The organism is Rhodococcus sp. LW-XY12, from assembly GCF_019317345.1.
GTDB lineage: Bacteria > Actinomycetota > Actinomycetes > Mycobacteriales > Mycobacteriaceae > Rhodococcus > Rhodococcus pyridinivorans.
This window is the reverse complement of sequence record NZ_CP079225.1, coordinates 2360632-2375502: the sequence shown is the minus strand read 5'-3', so window position 1 is coordinate 2375502 and position 14871 is coordinate 2360632. Positions and strand designations below refer to the sequence as shown.

The following is a 14871-nucleotide window of genomic DNA, read 5'->3' as shown; positions in this document are numbered from 1 at the left end:
GATCTCCACCGTCAGGTCTTCTTCAGCGCACTCCCCTTGTGCATCGCGACGTGATCGGTCTTGTCGCTCCGGATCTCGTACTGCGGCTCGTCCTCGCTGCACCGCCGCGTGCGCCCCTTGAACTCCACGTCCTCCGTGTGCTTCGCGATGATCACACCCTCGACGTATCCGGCTTCGGAGTTCCATCGGACATGGTCACCGACGGAGAAGTGGGTCGCCATGTCGTCGTCCTCCCGATCGGCTCGCTTCCTGTGGCAGTCGGATAACCGTCTCCCATCGGTCCTACACCCCAAGACGATCAGTCCGTCCGATGCTCCGCGGGATCCGCGGACCCCTCGGCGACGGCACGGAAACGTTCGAGGTCCTCCGGACGGAACTCGGGCCGGGCGACCACCGCGTCGACGAGCAGACGCAACTGGTGCTGCAAGGCCGGCACCGACCCGGTGCGCCCCTGCTCGGAGAGATGATCGATGAGCATGCGCAGCACCCGGGCGAGCGCCGTGGCCACGTGCAGCTGCGCCGAGCCGGCCTGCCGGATCTGTTCGAAGGCGTGCTCGATGTACTCGTCGGGCGACAGGATCCACGGACGCAGCAGAATCCGGCCGTCCGCACCCCCGATCGCCGGCACCGGACTGTCGGTGACCAGCAGGGTGCGCAGCAGACTGCCGAGCCGGAGCACCACCTCGGTGGCGGTCGTCGGGTCGTTGATCGCCTGGCTCAGTGCGCGCAGCGCGATGTCGACGAGTTGCCGCAGCGCGAAGTCCACGTCCTGTTGCATGGTGCGCGTATTCGAGATCTCCACGGCCGCCTCGAGCCGCCGCAGGACCACCGCCCGTTCCGGCTTCGGATGGATCCGCAGCAGCGGTTCCCCGCAGTGAATGTACGCGCCGGGACGCGTCTCCATCCGCACGACCGAACCCGGCGGTACCACGGCGAGAACGAGCTCGGCCGGCGCCTGGGTCACCCAGCCGTCGCGCCGGGCGTACACCGTCGCCCCCTCGGTGAAATCCGGCTCCGGCACCCGGTCGACGTGGATCTCGCCGCGCGAACTCCGGCTCGTGTTCGAGATGACCTTCTCGGCCTCCGAGGCGATGCTGCGCACCACCTCCCCGACCTGCAGACCGTGGGCCAGCCGGTTGAGATAGGCGATGATGAGCACCACGGTCGACACCGCGAGGACCACAGCGAGGGTGGTCGACAGTGTCGGGGCAGGTGCGGCGTCGTCCGCGCCGATGTGGCGCAGTGTCAGCACGCAGTAGACGAAGGTCGCCACCAGCACCCCGATCACCGTCTGGCTGGCCCGATCCCGGATGAAGGACCGCATCACCCGCGGCGAGAACTGGCTGCTGGCCAGCTGCAGGCTCACGACGGTCAACGAGAAGACGACACCGGCGGTGGTGATCGTGGCACCCGCCACGGTGCTCAGCAGCCAGATCGCGGCGTTGCTGTTCATCTTCATGCCCCACGCGAAGGGGCCGAAGGCCCGATCGATGTAGCCGCTCACCTCCGCGAGCACGGCTCCGGCGACGACGACCAGCGCGGGCAGCGCGAACAGACTCTCCCGGAATCGGTATACGCCCGCGGCGATCCGCAACTGCATCCACGGTCTCGGCAGAGCACTCATGTCGACCAAGCTAACCATCCGCAATCCGTACCGCGGGCACTCGCAGCGAGCTGTGGGCACACGCACCGGATGTCCCCTACGGCACGGTTACGGCAAGTCCATGAGATACTCGACGGACAATTGAACAGCCACCGAACCGCGGCGGGAGAGTCCCGCACACAGCGGGCGCCGAAGGAGCAACCTCCCCGGGAATCTCTCAGGCCCCCCAGACCGCCACGGCGAGGCTCCTCTGGAAAGCAACTCTTCCGGGTTCACCGAAGGTGTAAGCGGCTCCGTCCGCGAAAGCTCTCAGGTCCGATGACAGAGCGGGGAACGACAACACCCGCTGGTGCTCGTTTCGTGCACCCTGGACCCGAGGTAGACGTGTGACCGTTTCCCTGGGCGCGCCCCTGCGCGCCGATCATGCGCTGCTCGAGCAGCGCCCCGAAGTTGCACCGACCGAGTCGCGTGGCCCTGTTCTCCCTCCCTCCCCCGCCCCGAAGTCGCCGCCGCGTACGAACCGGCGACTCGGGATCGCCGCGATCGTGCTGTCCGCGACCGCGATGGGCACCGCAGGATTGTTCGGCCGCAAGGCCACTCCCGAAGGCGCGGTGCTCGGTGAAGCACTGACGCTCGGGCGGATGGCGGTCGGAGCGATCGGCATGCTCGTCCTGATCGCGCTGTCCCGCCGCCTCGGACAGTTGCGCCGGACCCGCCTGTCCTGGTCGGTCGTCGGTGGCGGTGTGCTCCTCGGACTGTCCCTCGCGACCTATCTGTCCGCCACGGTGTTGACCGACCTGTCCCGTGCCGTGGTTCTCCATTACCTCGGCCCCGTCGTCGCGACGGCCCTCGCCCGGGTGTTCCTGAAGGAGAGGGTCGGTCGCCTCGACGCCCTGTCGATCGGCACGGCGTTCGCCGGCATGTTGCTCGCCGCCGGCCTGGTGGGCGGTGAACTGTCCAAGGGCGAGCACGAGACGCTGGGTACCGTGCTGGGCGCCGCCTCGGGAGTCTTCTACGGCGGGGCCCTGCTGTGCTACCGCTATCGCACCGACATGCCGTCCGACGTCCGGTCCCTGTGGAACTTCGTCTTCGGCGCCGTCGCGGCAGGTGGGATGGTCGCGGTGACCCGACCCGACATGTCGGGGATGACCGCGACGCACTGGTTGTGGGCCGGTGGATTCTTCGTCGTCTGCGGTCTGTTCGCGCTGGGGCTGCTCGTCGTCGCAGGCAAGCACCTCCGCGCCGCGGAACTGTCCGGCCTGTCCTACCTCGAAGTCGTGGTCGCGCTGATGATCGGCATGGTCGCCTTCGGAGAGTCCGTGACCGCGCTCGCCGCCGCGGGCGCCGGTCTCATCGTGGTGGCGATGGCACTGCCGATGCTCGGCCGCCGATGACACTGCCGATGCTCGGCCGCCGATGACGAGTGGGAGGGCGCGCCGGTCGGCGCGCCCTCCCACTGAACCGGTTTCCGTTACTGCTGTTGCGGCGGCTCGGCCGGCTGCTCGGATGCGTCGTTCGTCATCCAGCGCTGCGCCGGCGGCGTTGCGGGCAACGCCGACTGTACTTCACCGGCACCCCTCTGCGTCCCCTCCGTGGCGAGACCCGTCCGCACTGCGGGGTCGACCGGCTTGCGCGCGACCGCCTCGGCTTCGGCGACGGCCTGAGCCACCTCGGGGTCGCGCTTGGTCGCGAACCAGTCCTCGACCTCGGCACTGTCGTCCTCGGGCCGTTGCAGTTCCTCGTCGACAGGGCTCGGCTCGAAGCGGAAGACACCGTCCTCGCCGGGTGCGCCGAGCGTCCGCGCGAATCCTTCGAGCGCCTTGCCGAAGTCGCTCGGCACCACCCACATCTTGTTCGCATCGCCCTGGGCCATCTGCGGCAGGGTCTGCAGGTACTGGTAGGCGAGCAGCTCCGGAGTGGGCTTGCCGGCCTTGATGGCGGCGAAGACCTTCTCGATGGACTTCGCCTCGCCCTGGGCCTCGAGGTAGCGCGCCGCGCGATCACCCTGCGCGCGCAGGATCCGCGACTGCCGGTCGGCCTCGGCTTCGAGGATCGCGGCCTGCTTCGCACCCTCGGCGGAGAGGATGCGCGACTGCTTGTCGCCCTCGGCGGTCTTGATCGCGGATTCACGGTGACCCTCGGCCGTGAGGATCATCGCGCGCTTCTCGCGGTCGGCCTTCATCTGCTTCTCCATCGATTCCTGGATCGACGGCGGCGGATCGATGCTCTTGAGTTCGACCCGGGCGACACGCAGGCCCCATCGGCCGGTCGCTTCGTCGAGCACACCGCGGAGCTGACCGTTGATGGAGTCGCGGGAGGTGAGCGTCTCCTCGAGGGTCATTCCGCCGACGACGTTGCGGAGCGTGGTGACGGTGAGCTGCTCGACCGCGGCGATGTAGTTGCTGATCTCGTAGACCGCCGCCTGCGGGTTCGTCACCTGGAAGTACACGACCGTGTCGATGCTCAGCGTCAGGTTGTCCTGGGTGATGACCGGCTGCGGCGGGAACGAGACGACACGTTCGCGTAGATCGACCTTCGCGCGGATGCGGTCGACGAAGGGCACCAGGAAGGTGAGCTGACCCGACGCCGTCCGGTAGTACCGGCCGAGACGTTCGATGACCGCGGCCTCCGCTTGCGGTACCAGCGATACCGATTTGGCCACGACCACCACGACCAGTGCCACCACTACGGCGAGCACGATCAGAGCTTCCATCCTCAGACACCCCTCCACACGACGGCAGTCGCGCCGTCTATCTGCATCACTGTCACTGTCGTTCCCGGCCCGTACACCTCGGTGGCGTCCAGCGGCCTGGCGGTCCACACCTCACCGTCAATCTTCACGCGCCCGGAATGCTCCCCCACCTGCTCGAGGACCAACGCGTGCTTGCCCGGGAGAGCGTCGATCCCGGTGGGCAGAGCGGGCGGCTGGGAGTACCGGCGCCTCAGCATCGGCCGGACACCGAGCAGCAGAACCAGCGAGGTCACGGCGAAAATCACCGCGTCGATCCAGACGGGCAGATCGGTCACCGCGGAGACACCGCCAGTGACGAGCGCTGCACCGCCGAGCATCAGCAGCGCGAAATCGCCCGTGAGCGCTTCGCCGGCCGCCAACGCCACTCCGGCGATCAACCAAATCAATGCGGCCACGATCACCATCGAACCACAAATCGGACATCCTGGCAGATGCCCTGGTGGAGGAAGCGGTCTTGACCCCTCGTCCTCGAGGCTGCTTTCCGCAGGGAAGATCTCAGGTCGGTAATTCTATATTCTTCGAATTTCCGTCCCGACCGGAATGTCACCCCGGCTTCATAAGTGGAGGCAACCGAAACACATCCTTTTGCCGTTGTGAAATCGGTGATACCGTCCCCGAACTACCAGCATCACCCCCGCGCGTTCACTCCTCGTGGGAGCTCGATCAGCTCGTCACGCGGTTCCACGCGGCCATCGACGACATCGAGGACCCGTACGAGCGCGCCGTCGAATGGATCGTCGAAGCGGTCCGCACCGTTCGCTACCACCCGGTCGCACGACGATTCGTCGACAACGAAGCCGCCCTCCCCCTCCACCGACAGCTGATGTCCGCATCCGTTCCCCAGGCTTCGCACCCGAGGAGTCCGGCAATGGAAGTCACTCCCGCACAGCGCGTTCGCGCAAACATCGAGGACGATGTACCCGTCGCCGACCGCACCTTCGTCCGGTCGCCGGCAGACCGCCGCATCCGGCCGATGTTCCTGTTCCGGGCGCTGTCGCTCCAGGACACCCACCCCACCGTCATGGTTGCGCTCGGTCAGCCCTCGTCGGGTTCGGTGACGAAGTCGACGAGGCGCTCCACGGCGCCGATGAGGTGCGATTCGAGATCGCGGAAGGAGTTCACGGCGTTGTAGACGCGCCGCCAGCCGTCCTGCGGCGTGCCCCAGCCGAGTTCACGGCAGACGCCGGTCTTCCAGTCCTGTCCGCGCGGAATGGAGGGCCAGGCGTCGATGCCCACGGCCTTCGGTTTCACGGCCTGCCACACGTCGATGTAGGGATGGCCGGTGACCATCACGTGCGGACCTAGATTCGCGGTGAGATGCTCCTCCTTGGACCCGGTGACGAGGTGGTCGGCGAGCACACCGACGCGTCGGCCCGAGCCGGGTTCGAACTCGGCCAGCCTGGCGCCGAGATTGTCGAGGCCCTCGAGTTGTTCGACGACCACGCCTTCGACCCGCAGGTCGTGCCCCCACACCCGTTCGACGAGGGCGGCGTCGTGCACGCCCTCCACCCAGATCCGGCTTCCCCGCGCCACTTGTGCGCGCAAACCCTCCACCCGGGTGGATCCCGAGGCGGATCTCGTCGGTGCGGAGGCGGGACGGATCTTCGGTTTGACGAGGGTGACGGGTGCTCCGTCGACCAGGAAGGCCGCGGGGCGCATCGCGAACAGACGGGTGCGTCCCTGCGCGTCCTCGAGCCGCACGAAGTCGCCGTCGTGGGTCTTCTCGATTCCCACGATCGCGCCGCACCAGCCGGATGCGGCGTCCTCGACGACGACGCCGCGCTCCGCTGCGAGTTCGGGAACGGCCTTCTTCTTGGTGCGGGCGTGACCGGCGTAGATGTCGCCGCCGTAGATATCGCGTGGGCTCACGCCAGTCCACCCTAGGACATTGCGCGGGACCGCTCGCGCTGCCACGCCGGACCGCCGTGCGCGGTCGCCGTATGCTTTCGGGGTGAGTTCTCCGAGCCTGACGCTGACCGTGTGGGCGGGGTCGTGGCTGTCCGGTCACGCCTCCCCCGACGATGTGATCGATGCGCTGCACGAGTGGGCGCCGATGCATCTCGTGGGTGCCCACGATGCGGCGACGGCCTCCGCGGCGGATCTGCCCGACAAGGGTGTCGCCGACGGTGCCGCCCTGCTGCTCACCCTGATCCGCCGCGTCGATTCCGCCGCCGGCGCCGGTCTGCATCTCGTCCTTCCCGCCCCGGGCGACGTCCGCGCGTTGCCTGCCGGTACGGCGTTCGCCTCCGCGGCGCTGGCTGCCGGTGAAGGCGTCGTCGTGGGAGCGCCCGGAACCCCGGGGCTGGGTCTGGTACCCGTGATCGAGGGTCCGGACGTCCTACGGTGGAACGTCTTCACGCTGCCGGCGGTACCCGAGATCGCGGTCGACGGTGGTCTCGGTGCGGCCGAGTTCGCGATCCGCGAGGCGGTTCGTGATGTCGCCTCCGCGTTGAGCGGAATCCCGACGGTGGGCACCGACGGGCGCCGCACCGATCCGCGGACGGAGATCGCCGAGAAGGTCGCCGAACTCGCGCGGCACCGCTATCCCCCGTCACTGCCCGCACGTGCCGTGCGCGTCCTCGACACCGCAGACCAGGTCGCGGCGATCCTCACCGTGGCCGGTCGCGGAGGGGGTCTGCGGGCCGGTTCGGTGTCCGCCGCCACCGGCCGCGAGGGCGCGCTGCAGCCGCTGTGGGCCGCGGTCCGCGAGGCCCGCACCGGTGCGGTCGCGGCGGCTCTGCGGGCCGAGCACCATCACTGACCGCGGCCGACAGTGCGCGTCAACTCCAGTGCGCGTCGACTCCAGTGCGCGTCAACTCCGTTGCGCGGTGACCAACAGGTACTCCCAATTCATCGCTCCCCCACCGAGATCGTGACGTTGGGCGAGTTCGAGCAGGTCGAGATCGAGAGCCGCGACCCGATCGTGGTCGTCCGCGATGTTGCGGTACACCGCGATGGTGGGGCCGTAGGCGGACTTGAAGAACTCGCGAAAGTCCTCCCCGGTCGCGAAGCGTTCGACGCGCAGGTTCTCGGTGCGTGCCTGCAGGTCGGTGACACGGTCGCCGATCAGCTCGCGCACGTGCACCTCGTCGCCCCACAGCGGCGGCGGCTGTGCACCCGGCAGGGGCGGTGGCGCATACGGTTTCATCGTCGCGAACATCTGCCCGATGAAGCCGGTGGGGGTCCAGCTCAGTAGCCCGATACGTCCGCCCGGGCGGGTCACCCGGAGCAGTTCGTCGGCCGCGGCCCGGTGGTGGGGCGCGAACATCACTCCCACGCAAGAGATCACGGCATCGAAGCTCGCATCGTCGAACGGGAGCGCTTCGGCATCGGCTTCCTGCCAGTCGAGCGTCGCACCTGCCGCTTCGGCGTCACGGCGGCCGACCTCGAACAGTTCCGGGGTCAGGTCGGTCGCGAGCACCGTCGCACCGGTGAGCGCGGCGGGGATCGACGCATTGCCCGATCCGGCGGCGATGTCCAGGACACGGTCGCCCGGACCGATTCCGGTCGCGGCCACGAGAGCGGGGCCGAGTTCGGCGATGACCTCGGTCGCCACCGCTGGATAGTTGCCGAGTGCCCACATCGCCCGGTGCTTGGCCTTCAGGGCGAGATCGGCGTCGTGTGTCGTGGAGATGTCGGTCATCAGAGGATTCCTCCTGTCGAGGGACCCGGCTTCGGCACCGTCTCGGAAGCGGCCCGGGTCACGAATCGACTGTAGGAACGCGGACGCGGTGTCCTCCAGTACACAATCTGTACTGCACCGCCGCTCATCCGTGCTGGTCGCGGCGGTCCGACCGGCCTACGATCCGATCATGGGCCCGCCCTACCACCAGTTCTGTCCCGTCGCCAAGGCGATGGAGTTGTTCGACGAGAGGTGGACGCTGCTCGTGGTGCGCGAACTCGTGCTCGGCAGCGAACGGTTCAACGACCTCCGACGCGGCCTGCCCCGCATGTCGCCGACGCTGTTGTCGAAGCGGATGCACCAGCTCACAGCGGCGGGCATCGTGCAGCGCCTCGAGGACGGAAACGACGTCCGATACGTGCTCACCCCGGCGGGACGCGATCTCGAGACCGTCGTCGACGCACTCGGTGCGTGGGGTACGCGGTGGACCGGGAAACTCGGCGAGGTCGACCTCGATCCGCGACTGCTGATGTGGGACATGCACCGGCACGTCGACCATGCGGCCCTGCCGGAATCCCGGGTGGTCGTGGAGTTCGTCTTCCCGACGGTCACTCACGCGTCGCGCCGGTGGTGGATGGTCATCACGCCGCACGACGTCGACGTGTGCGACGAGGACCCGGGATTCGAGGTCTCGATCCGGGTGACGACGGGACTGCGGGAGCTGACCGAGATCTGGCGTGGCGAAGCGACCTGGCCGGACGCGTTGCGCTCGGGCGCCGTAGTCGTCGACGGTCCGAGCGCCCTGCGCCGGTCGCTGCCCCGCTGGTTCGACTCCCCTCTGACCTCACCGGCCGGGCACTCCGCCCGGTGAGGCTCGGAGGCATCTATCCGTTCGCGGCGGGCCGGGACGGGCGTTTCGGCGGCTCACAGCACCCGACGGCGCACAGGCTCCCGTTGCACGCGGACCCGAGCAGCGGTTCGGTGCCGCAGCGACGGGCGGTGACCCCCTCCCGCTGTTCCTCGACGAGCTCGCGGACGAGTTGCGCGAAGCGCGGGTCGGTTCCGGCCGTCGCCGCACGAGAGAAGCCCATGCCCAGCTCAGCGGCCCGATCGCGAGCCTCGGTATCGAGATCCCACACGACCTCGAGATGATCGGAGACGAACCCGACCGGCACGACCACGACGGCTCGGACTCCCCGTTCGTGCAGCGCATCGATGTGGTCGACGATGTCGGGTTCGAGCCACGGCACCTGCGGCGGACCGGACCGCGACTGCCACACCAGGTCGTAGTCGCCCTCGCCGAGCGCCTCGGCCACCAACCGCGCCGCTTCGGCGACCTGCCGGCTGTAGAGACGGCCGCCCTCCTCCGGCGGACCACCGGTCGCGTCGAAGGAGGTCGGAACGGAGTGCGCGGTGAACACCACGCGCGCGGAATCGCGCACGTCGTCGGCGAGTTCGACGCGGGCCGCGCGCACGGCGTCGGTGACGGCATCGAGGAACAGCGGGTGGTCGTAGAAGTGCCGCAGCTTCGTCAGCTGCGGGGCGTCCTCGACGGCGTCCCGCGCCCGTGCGATGTCCTCGTGGTACTGCCGGCAACCCGAGTAGCCGCCCCAGGCGGAGGTCGCGAACACCAGGGCGTTACGGATCCCTTCTTCGCGCATCCGCGCGACGGTGTCCTCGACCATGGGATGCCAGTTGCGGTTGCCGAAATAGATCGGCAGATCGATACCGTGCACGTCGAACTCGGCGCGGACGGCGTCGATGATCGCCCGGTTCAAGGCGTTGATCGGCGAGACACCCCCGAAGTGCAGATAGTGCTGCGCGACCTCGTCGAGTCGTTCCGGCGGGATCCCTCGTCCGCGGGTGACGTTCTCGAGGAACGGCCGCACGTCGTCGGGTCCTTCCGGTCCGCCGAACGACAGCAGCATCAGCGCGTCGTACGCCCCGGGGGTGTTCGTCATGGGAGTGCCTTCCGTCGTACGGTCAGCTGCCGAAGCCGACCTGGGAGTGGAAACCACCGTCGACGTAGACGATGGATCCCGTTGTCCCGGGTAGCCAGTCGGACAGCACCGCACACACGGTCTTCGCCACGGGCGTCGGATCGTCGACGTCCCAGCCGATCGGGGACGCCGCCGACCACCCCTCGTTCAGACGGTTCATCTCCGCGCCCGGGCCGGTCGCGTCGCCCGCGATGGCCTTGGCCGCGAGCGTCTTGATCGGGCCGGCGGCGACGAGGTTCGAACGGATACCGCGCGGGCCGACTTCCTTGGCCACGTAGCGGTTCACCGACTCGAGCGTCGCCTTGGAGACACCCATCCAGTTGTAGAACGGCACGGCCCGGGACGGGTCGAAGTCCATTCCGACGATCGAACCGCCCTCGTTCATGACGGGTAGGACGGCCTTGGCGAGCGCGCCGTAGGAGTAGGCCGACACCTCGAGCGCCACCGCGACGTCCGTCCAGGGCGCGTCGAGGAACGGGCTGCCCAGGCAGGACCGGGGTGCGAAACCGATGGAGTGGACGACACCGTCGATCCCCTCCGGTGCGAGTTCGCGGATCTTGTCGGCGAGACCGTCGAGATCCTCCTGGTTCTGCACGTCGAGGCAGATCGCCGGCGGCACCGGCTGCGGGAGACGCTGCGCGATCCGGTCGATCAACCGGAGTCGCTCGAAGCCGGTGATGATCACCTTCGCGCCCTGTTCCTGCGCGGCCTTCGCGGTGTGAAAGGCGATCGAGGCATCGGTGATGATGCCGGTGACGAGAATGGTCTTGCCCTCGAGCAGTCCGCCCATGAGTGTGTCGGTCCTCCAGTGAGATTCGGATGTGGTCGCGTGACCGTCAGTGGCCCATGCCCATGCCGCCGTCGACCGGGATCACGGCGCCGGAGACGTAGGCGGAGTCGTCGGAGGCCAGGAAGCTGACGACGGCTGCGACGTCCTCGGGCCTGCCGAGTCGCTGCAGCGGGATGAACTTCTTCGCCGTGTCGCGCAGGTCGTCTGACAGATCCGCAGTCATGTCGGTCTCGATGAAACCGGGAGCGACGACGTTGGCCGTGATCGATCGCGAACCGAGTTCGCGGGTGACCGAACGGGCGAGCCCGATGACACCGGCCTTCGAGGACGCGTAGTTGATCTGACCGGCCTGACCGGCGAGGCCGACCACGGAGCCGAGGAAGATCATGCGGCCCCAACGGGCACGGAGCATCGCACGGTTGGCGCGCTTGGCGCACCGGAAGGCGCCGGTGAGGTTCGCGTCGATCACCGAGCTGAACTGGTCCTCGGTCATGCGCATCAGCAGGGTGTCGTCGGTGATGCCCGCATTCGCGACGAGCACCTCGACGGGACCCTGATGCTCCTCGACCTCCTTGAACGCGGCGTCGACCGAGTCGGTGTCGGTGACGTCGCACCGCACACCGAACAGGTCGTCGGGCGCGCCCGAACCGCGGTGGGTCACGGCGACCCTGTGGCCGTCCGCCTGCAGGCGACGGGCGACGGCGAGGCCGATCCCGCGGTTTCCACCGGTGACGAGGACGGATCGGGGGGTGGCACCCGCGCGCGTGGACGCTGCGGCACTATCTGCGTCAGTCATGCATTCCAACCTATCTGGTGGCCTGGCCGGGACGGAAAACGCTCCGTGAGCGTGCACAAGGTGGATCAGGGCAGCCGCTGGCGCAACACCATCGCCGCGCCGAGCCCCGCGATCACCGAGAGCGCTCCGAGCATGAGCCACGGACGGCTGGCGTCGCCGCGGGTCGTCTCGAAGCCGATCTGCTCCTCGAGCGTGTTGTAGGCGTCCTCGAGTTCTTCGAGGCTTGCCGCCGTGAAGAAGCTCCCGCCCGAGAGATTCGCGATCTCCTTGAGCGACGGATCGTCGACGGGCACGGGGATCCGATCATCCTCGATGGTGACGGTGCCCGTCTGGGTGCCGAACGAGATGGTCGAGACCGGGATTCCCTTCTCCGCCGCCTGCCGCGCCGCGGTGAAGCCCCCGCGGGGATCGTCGGGACTCTCGGGGACGGTCTGTTTGCCGTCGGACAGCAGCACGATCCGCGCGGGCGGCGCCTGGTCGCTGCCGCCGAGCACGGCGGCGAGCGTGTCGATCGACTGCATCGCCGTGAAGATCGCCTCGCCGGTCGCAGTGCGCTCGCTGAGCTGCAGGTTGTCGATCGCGGACTTGCTCGCCTCCCGGTTGGTGGTCGGCGAGACCAGGACCGAGGCGGTACCCGAGAACGCGACGAGACCGAGGTTGATGCCGGGCGTCAGGTCGTCGGCGAACTGCTTGGCCGCCTCCTGTGCGGCGGCGAGTCGTGTGGGCGCGACGTCCGTGGCCTCCATCGACAACGACACGTCGATGACAAGCACGACCGTGGCCCGGTTGCGCGGCACCCGCTGTTCGGCGGTCGGGCCGGCGAGCGCCACGGTGAGGAAGACGAGCCCGACGAGCAACAGTGCGACGGGAATGTGCCGAGCGCGTCCCGGGCGGGCGGGCGCGACCTTCTCGAGCAGCTCGAGATTGGTGAAGCGCAGCGTGTTCGTCTGGCGCCGGCGCTGGACCAGCACGTATGCGCCGCCGAGGGCGGCGACGACGAACAGCAGCAGCAGCCACCACGGTGAAGTGAAACCGGACAGGCTCATCGTCCCCCCTGCCGTGCGGGTGCGCCGAAGCTGTGCCGCCGGGCCGCGACGAATCGGACGACATCGCCGATCCAGTCGCGGTCGGTGCGCAACGTCAGCACCGGTGCACCTGAACTGCGCAGCGCCTGGTGCACGGCCGCGCGATGCTCGACGGCGGCCTGCGCATAGTCGGCCCGCAGTTCGGGAGTAGTCGTGAATTCACGGGTGCGGCCCGTTTCCGGGTCGTGCAGCACCACGTCGCCCAGATCGGGCAGTTCGAGGTCGCGGCGATCGACGATCTCGACAGCGAGCAGTTCGTGCCGGCCGGACAGTGCCCGCAGGGAGCGCTCCCAGTCGAGAGGGCCGAGGAAATCGCTCACCACGACCGCCAGACCGCGGCGGCGCTGGGGACGTCGCAGCGACTCGACGAGCCCCCGGAGATCACCGCGGGTCCCGTCGGGTGCGTGCGGGGTTGTCGCGACGGTACGCAACAACGATTGGGCGTGCAGCCGCCCACCACGCGCGGGGACGCGGGCCGTCTCGTTGCCGGTGGAGATCACCGCGCCGATCCGATTCCCGCTGCCGGTGGTCAGATGCGCGAGCGCGGCCACCGCTGCGATCGCCAGGTCGCGCTTCTCACACATGCCGGTACCGAAGTCCAGGCTGGTCGAGAGGTCGACCGCGAGCCACGTCTCGAGTTCCCGGTCGGCGACGGTCTGCCGCACGTGCGGGTGCGTCGTGCGCGCGGTGACCGACCAGTCCATCTGCCGCACGTCGTCACCCGGCTGGTACTCGCGGGCGTCCCCCGGCTCGGAACCGGGGCCCGGGATCAGACCGAGATGGTCGCCGTGCAGGACGCCGTCGAGACGGCGCCGCACGGTGAGCTCGAGGGTGCGGAGCGCGGCGGTGAGCGCGGGATCGCGCAATTCACCGGTCCGGAACCGCGGTGGCGACCCGTCGTGAGGACGTGTGCTCACCGCGCGCCCGCACCTCCCTGCGGATCAGGTGCACCGATGGGCGCCTGCTGACCGGCAGCGGCCCGCGGATCGGCAGGCGCCGGGCCGGGGGTCGCGGTCGGCACGGGTGCGTTCGCCTGGGGCGCGACCTGCGGAAGACCCACGGTCTGCAGGATTCGGGTGATGATCTGGTCCGGGGAGACGTCGTCCGCGAGCGCGTCGTAGGACAGCACCAGGCGGTGGCGGAGCACATCGGGGATGACGTCGACGATGTCCTGCGGCACCACGTAGTCGCGACCGCGCACGAGCGCCAGGGCACGCGCCGAGGAGATGATGCCGAGCGTCGCGCGGGGCGAGGCGCCGTAGGCGATCCAGCCCTGCACGTCGTGCAGGCCGAGCTCGGCGGGCCGACGCGTCGCGAAGATGACCCTCACCACGTAGTCGACGAGCGCGTGGTGCACGAACACACGGCCGGCGATCTTCTGCAGGCGCAGGAGCTGCTCGTTGTCGAGCACCTGCTTCGGCTCGGGAGCGGCGACACCCATCCGGTAGACGATCTCGCGTTCCTCCTCCACCGACGGATAGTCGACGAGGACCTTGAACAGGAAACGGTCGCGCTGCGCTTCCGGCAGCGGATAAACGCCCTCGTTCTCGATGGGGTTCTGCGTCGCCATCACGAGGAACGGCTCGGGCATCGGGAAGGTCTTGCCACCGATCGTGACGTGGCGTTCGGCCATCACCTCGAGCAGCGCCGACTGCACCTTCGCCGGGGCGCGGTTGATCTCGTCGGCGAGCACGAAGTTCGCAACGACCGGTCCGAGTTCTGTGTCGAACTCCTCGCGTCCCTGCCGGTAGATGCGGGTACCGACGAGGTCCGTCGGCACGAGGTCGGGAGTGAACTGCACGCGGGAGAACGACCCACCGACGACCTTCGCGAAGGTTTCGACGGCCAGCGTCTTCGCGACACCGGGAACGCCTTCGAGCAGCACGTGCCCGCGCGCGAGCACACCGACCAGCATCCGCTCGACCAGCAGGTCCTGGCCGACGATCACGCGCTTGACCTCGTAGATGGCCCGTTCGAGGAGACGGACGTCGTCGGCGGGGTCGTACGCCTTCGCAGGAGCGTCGCCGGGTTTCCGCATGTTCGCGCCGGACACCTGCGGAGCCGGACCGTTCGCACCGGCCGCCTTCGGCGCCGGCGCGGCACCCGCCGCAGCCTGGTTGTTCTTGCGTCCGTCGTTACCGCCCTGGTCGCCCGACGTCGCCGAACCGGACGTCCCACCCTCGCGTGAGGTCACCAACAATCCACCGCTTTCGCCTACGTCGC

15 protein-coding genes and 1 riboswitch are annotated in these 14871 nt (G+C 68.8%); of the genes, 3 read left to right on the top strand and 12 right to left on the bottom strand.

The features are described 5' to 3' along the window. Window positions 1–11: 11 nt before the first annotated feature. Both KXC42_RS11195 and KXC42_RS11190 read right to left on the bottom strand, forming a co-directional pair. Window positions 12–221 (bottom strand): DUF2945 domain-containing protein, encoded by a 210-nt coding sequence (locus KXC42_RS11195; RefSeq protein WP_006551530.1) that lies wholly within the window; start codon window positions 219–221, stop codon window positions 12–14. Window positions 222–298: 77 nt separating this feature from the next. After that, window positions 299–1624: a DUF2254 domain-containing protein gene (locus KXC42_RS11190; protein WP_197483205.1), complete on the bottom strand. Its 1326-nt coding sequence runs from the start codon at window positions 1622–1624 to the stop codon at window positions 299–301. A gap of 132 nt (window positions 1625–1756) precedes the next feature. Beyond that, window positions 1757–1847: riboswitch (glycine riboswitch) on the top strand. 142 nt (window positions 1848–1989) lie between these two features. Here KXC42_RS11190 and KXC42_RS11185 point away from each other — a divergent pair. After that, window positions 1990–2997, top strand: coding sequence for a DMT family transporter (locus tag KXC42_RS11185; protein ID WP_219130340.1), 1008 nt, complete (start codon window positions 1990–1992; stop codon window positions 2995–2997). Between the two features lie 77 nt (window positions 2998–3074). On the opposite strand, the gene KXC42_RS11180 is transcribed toward KXC42_RS11185, so the two are convergent. The 3 genes from KXC42_RS11180 to KXC42_RS11170 all read right to left on the bottom strand — a co-directional run bounded on the left by KXC42_RS11180 (window position 3075) and on the right by KXC42_RS11170 (window position 6224). Further along, window positions 3075–4316: an SPFH domain-containing protein gene (locus tag KXC42_RS11180; protein ID WP_006551527.1), complete on the bottom strand. Its 1242-nt coding sequence runs from the start codon at window positions 4314–4316 to the stop codon at window positions 3075–3077. A gap of 2 nt (window positions 4317–4318) precedes the next feature. Beyond that, window positions 4319–4759 carry an NfeD family protein gene (locus tag KXC42_RS11175; protein ID WP_033096636.1) on the bottom strand — a complete coding sequence of 147 codons (441 nt, stop codon included), beginning with the start codon at window positions 4757–4759 and terminating at the stop codon, window positions 4319–4321. A 631-nt stretch (window positions 4760–5390) separates the two neighbouring features. Further along, window positions 5391–6224, bottom strand: a complete 834-nt coding sequence (locus KXC42_RS11170) for a DUF3097 domain-containing protein (protein WP_219130339.1) — start codon at window positions 6222–6224, stop codon at window positions 5391–5393. 82 nt (window positions 6225–6306) lie between these two features. Here KXC42_RS11170 and KXC42_RS11165 point away from each other — a divergent pair, with 82 nt between their 5' ends. Continuing rightward, complete coding sequence (locus tag KXC42_RS11165) at window positions 6307–7116, top strand: hypothetical protein (RefSeq protein ID WP_219130338.1); 810 nt, start codon at window positions 6307–6309, stop codon at window positions 7114–7116. Window positions 7117–7167: 51 nt separating this feature from the next. On the opposite strand, the gene KXC42_RS11160 is transcribed toward KXC42_RS11165, so the two are convergent. Continuing rightward, on the bottom strand, window positions 7168–7998 hold the full coding sequence (locus KXC42_RS11160) for a class I SAM-dependent methyltransferase (RefSeq protein WP_219130337.1): 831 nt from the start codon (window positions 7996–7998) through the stop codon (window positions 7168–7170). Between the two features lie 169 nt (window positions 7999–8167). Here KXC42_RS11160 and KXC42_RS11155 point away from each other — a divergent pair, with 169 nt between their 5' ends. Beyond that, entirely contained in the window at window positions 8168–8848 is a 681-nt protein-coding gene (locus KXC42_RS11155) for a helix-turn-helix domain-containing protein (protein WP_219130336.1), read from the top strand. A gap of 13 nt (window positions 8849–8861) precedes the next feature. Here KXC42_RS11155 and KXC42_RS11150 read toward each other — a convergent pair whose 3' ends face one another. From KXC42_RS11150 to KXC42_RS11125, 6 genes are all read right to left on the bottom strand, one after another. Beyond that, window positions 8862–9938 carry a ferrochelatase gene (locus KXC42_RS11150; protein WP_219130335.1) on the bottom strand — a complete coding sequence of 359 codons (1077 nt, stop codon included), beginning with the start codon at window positions 9936–9938 and terminating at the stop codon, window positions 8862–8864. 22 nt (window positions 9939–9960) lie between these two features. Continuing rightward, window positions 9961–10767 (bottom strand): NADH-dependent enoyl-ACP reductase InhA, encoded by an 807-nt coding sequence (gene inhA, locus KXC42_RS11145; RefSeq protein ID WP_006551519.1) that lies wholly within the window; start codon window positions 10765–10767, stop codon window positions 9961–9963. Between the two features lie 46 nt (window positions 10768–10813). Further along, entirely contained in the window at window positions 10814–11563 is a 750-nt protein-coding gene (gene fabG1, locus KXC42_RS11140; protein WP_219130334.1) for a 3-oxoacyl-ACP reductase FabG1, read from the bottom strand. A gap of 65 nt (window positions 11564–11628) precedes the next feature. Further along, window positions 11629–12609: a VWA domain-containing protein gene (locus KXC42_RS11135; RefSeq protein ID WP_006551517.1), complete on the bottom strand. Its 981-nt coding sequence runs from the start codon at window positions 12607–12609 to the stop codon at window positions 11629–11631. After that, window positions 12606–13565 (bottom strand): DUF58 domain-containing protein, encoded by a 960-nt coding sequence (locus KXC42_RS11130; RefSeq protein WP_219130333.1) that lies wholly within the window; start codon window positions 13563–13565, stop codon window positions 12606–12608. Before KXC42_RS11130 ends, KXC42_RS11135 begins: the two co-directional genes overlap by 4 nt. Beyond that, complete coding sequence (locus KXC42_RS11125) at window positions 13562–14842, bottom strand: MoxR family ATPase (RefSeq protein WP_219130332.1); 1281 nt, start codon at window positions 14840–14842, stop codon at window positions 13562–13564. Before KXC42_RS11125 ends, KXC42_RS11130 begins: the two co-directional genes overlap by 4 nt. Between the last annotated feature and the right edge of the window lie 29 nt (window positions 14843–14871).

Excerpts from the sequence above, each read along its gene's own strand:
- KXC42_RS11190 (WP_197483205.1), bottom strand. The coding sequence starts at position 1,624 with ATGAGTGCTCTGCCGAGACCGTGGATGCAGTTGCGGATCGCCGCGGGC.
- KXC42_RS11155 (WP_219130336.1), top strand. The coding sequence starts at position 8,168 with ATGGGCCCGCCCTACCACCAGTTCTGTCCCGTCGCCAAGGCGATGGAG.
- KXC42_RS11180 (WP_006551527.1), bottom strand. The coding sequence starts at position 4,316 with ATGGAAGCTCTGATCGTGCTCGCCGTAGTGGTGGCACTGGTCGTGGTG.
- KXC42_RS11135 (WP_006551517.1), bottom strand. The coding sequence starts at position 12,609 with ATGAGCCTGTCCGGTTTCACTTCACCGTGGTGGCTGCTGCTGCTGTTC.
- KXC42_RS11160 (WP_219130337.1), bottom strand. The coding sequence starts at position 7,998 with ATGACCGACATCTCCACGACACACGACGCCGATCTCGCCCTGAAGGCC.
- fabG1 (WP_219130334.1), bottom strand. The coding sequence starts at position 11,563 with ATGACTGACGCAGATAGTGCCGCAGCGTCCACGCGCGCGGGTGCCACC.
- KXC42_RS11150 (WP_219130335.1), bottom strand. The coding sequence starts at position 9,938 with ATGACGAACACCCCCGGGGCGTACGACGCGCTGATGCTGCTGTCGTTC.
- inhA (WP_006551519.1), bottom strand. The coding sequence starts at position 10,767 with ATGGGCGGACTGCTCGAGGGCAAGACCATTCTCGTCACCGGCATCATC.
- KXC42_RS11175 (WP_033096636.1), bottom strand. The coding sequence starts at position 4,759 with ATGGTGATCGTGGCCGCATTGATTTGGTTGATCGCCGGAGTGGCGTTG.
- KXC42_RS11195 (WP_006551530.1), bottom strand. The coding sequence starts at position 221 with ATGGCGACCCACTTCTCCGTCGGTGACCATGTCCGATGGAACTCCGAA.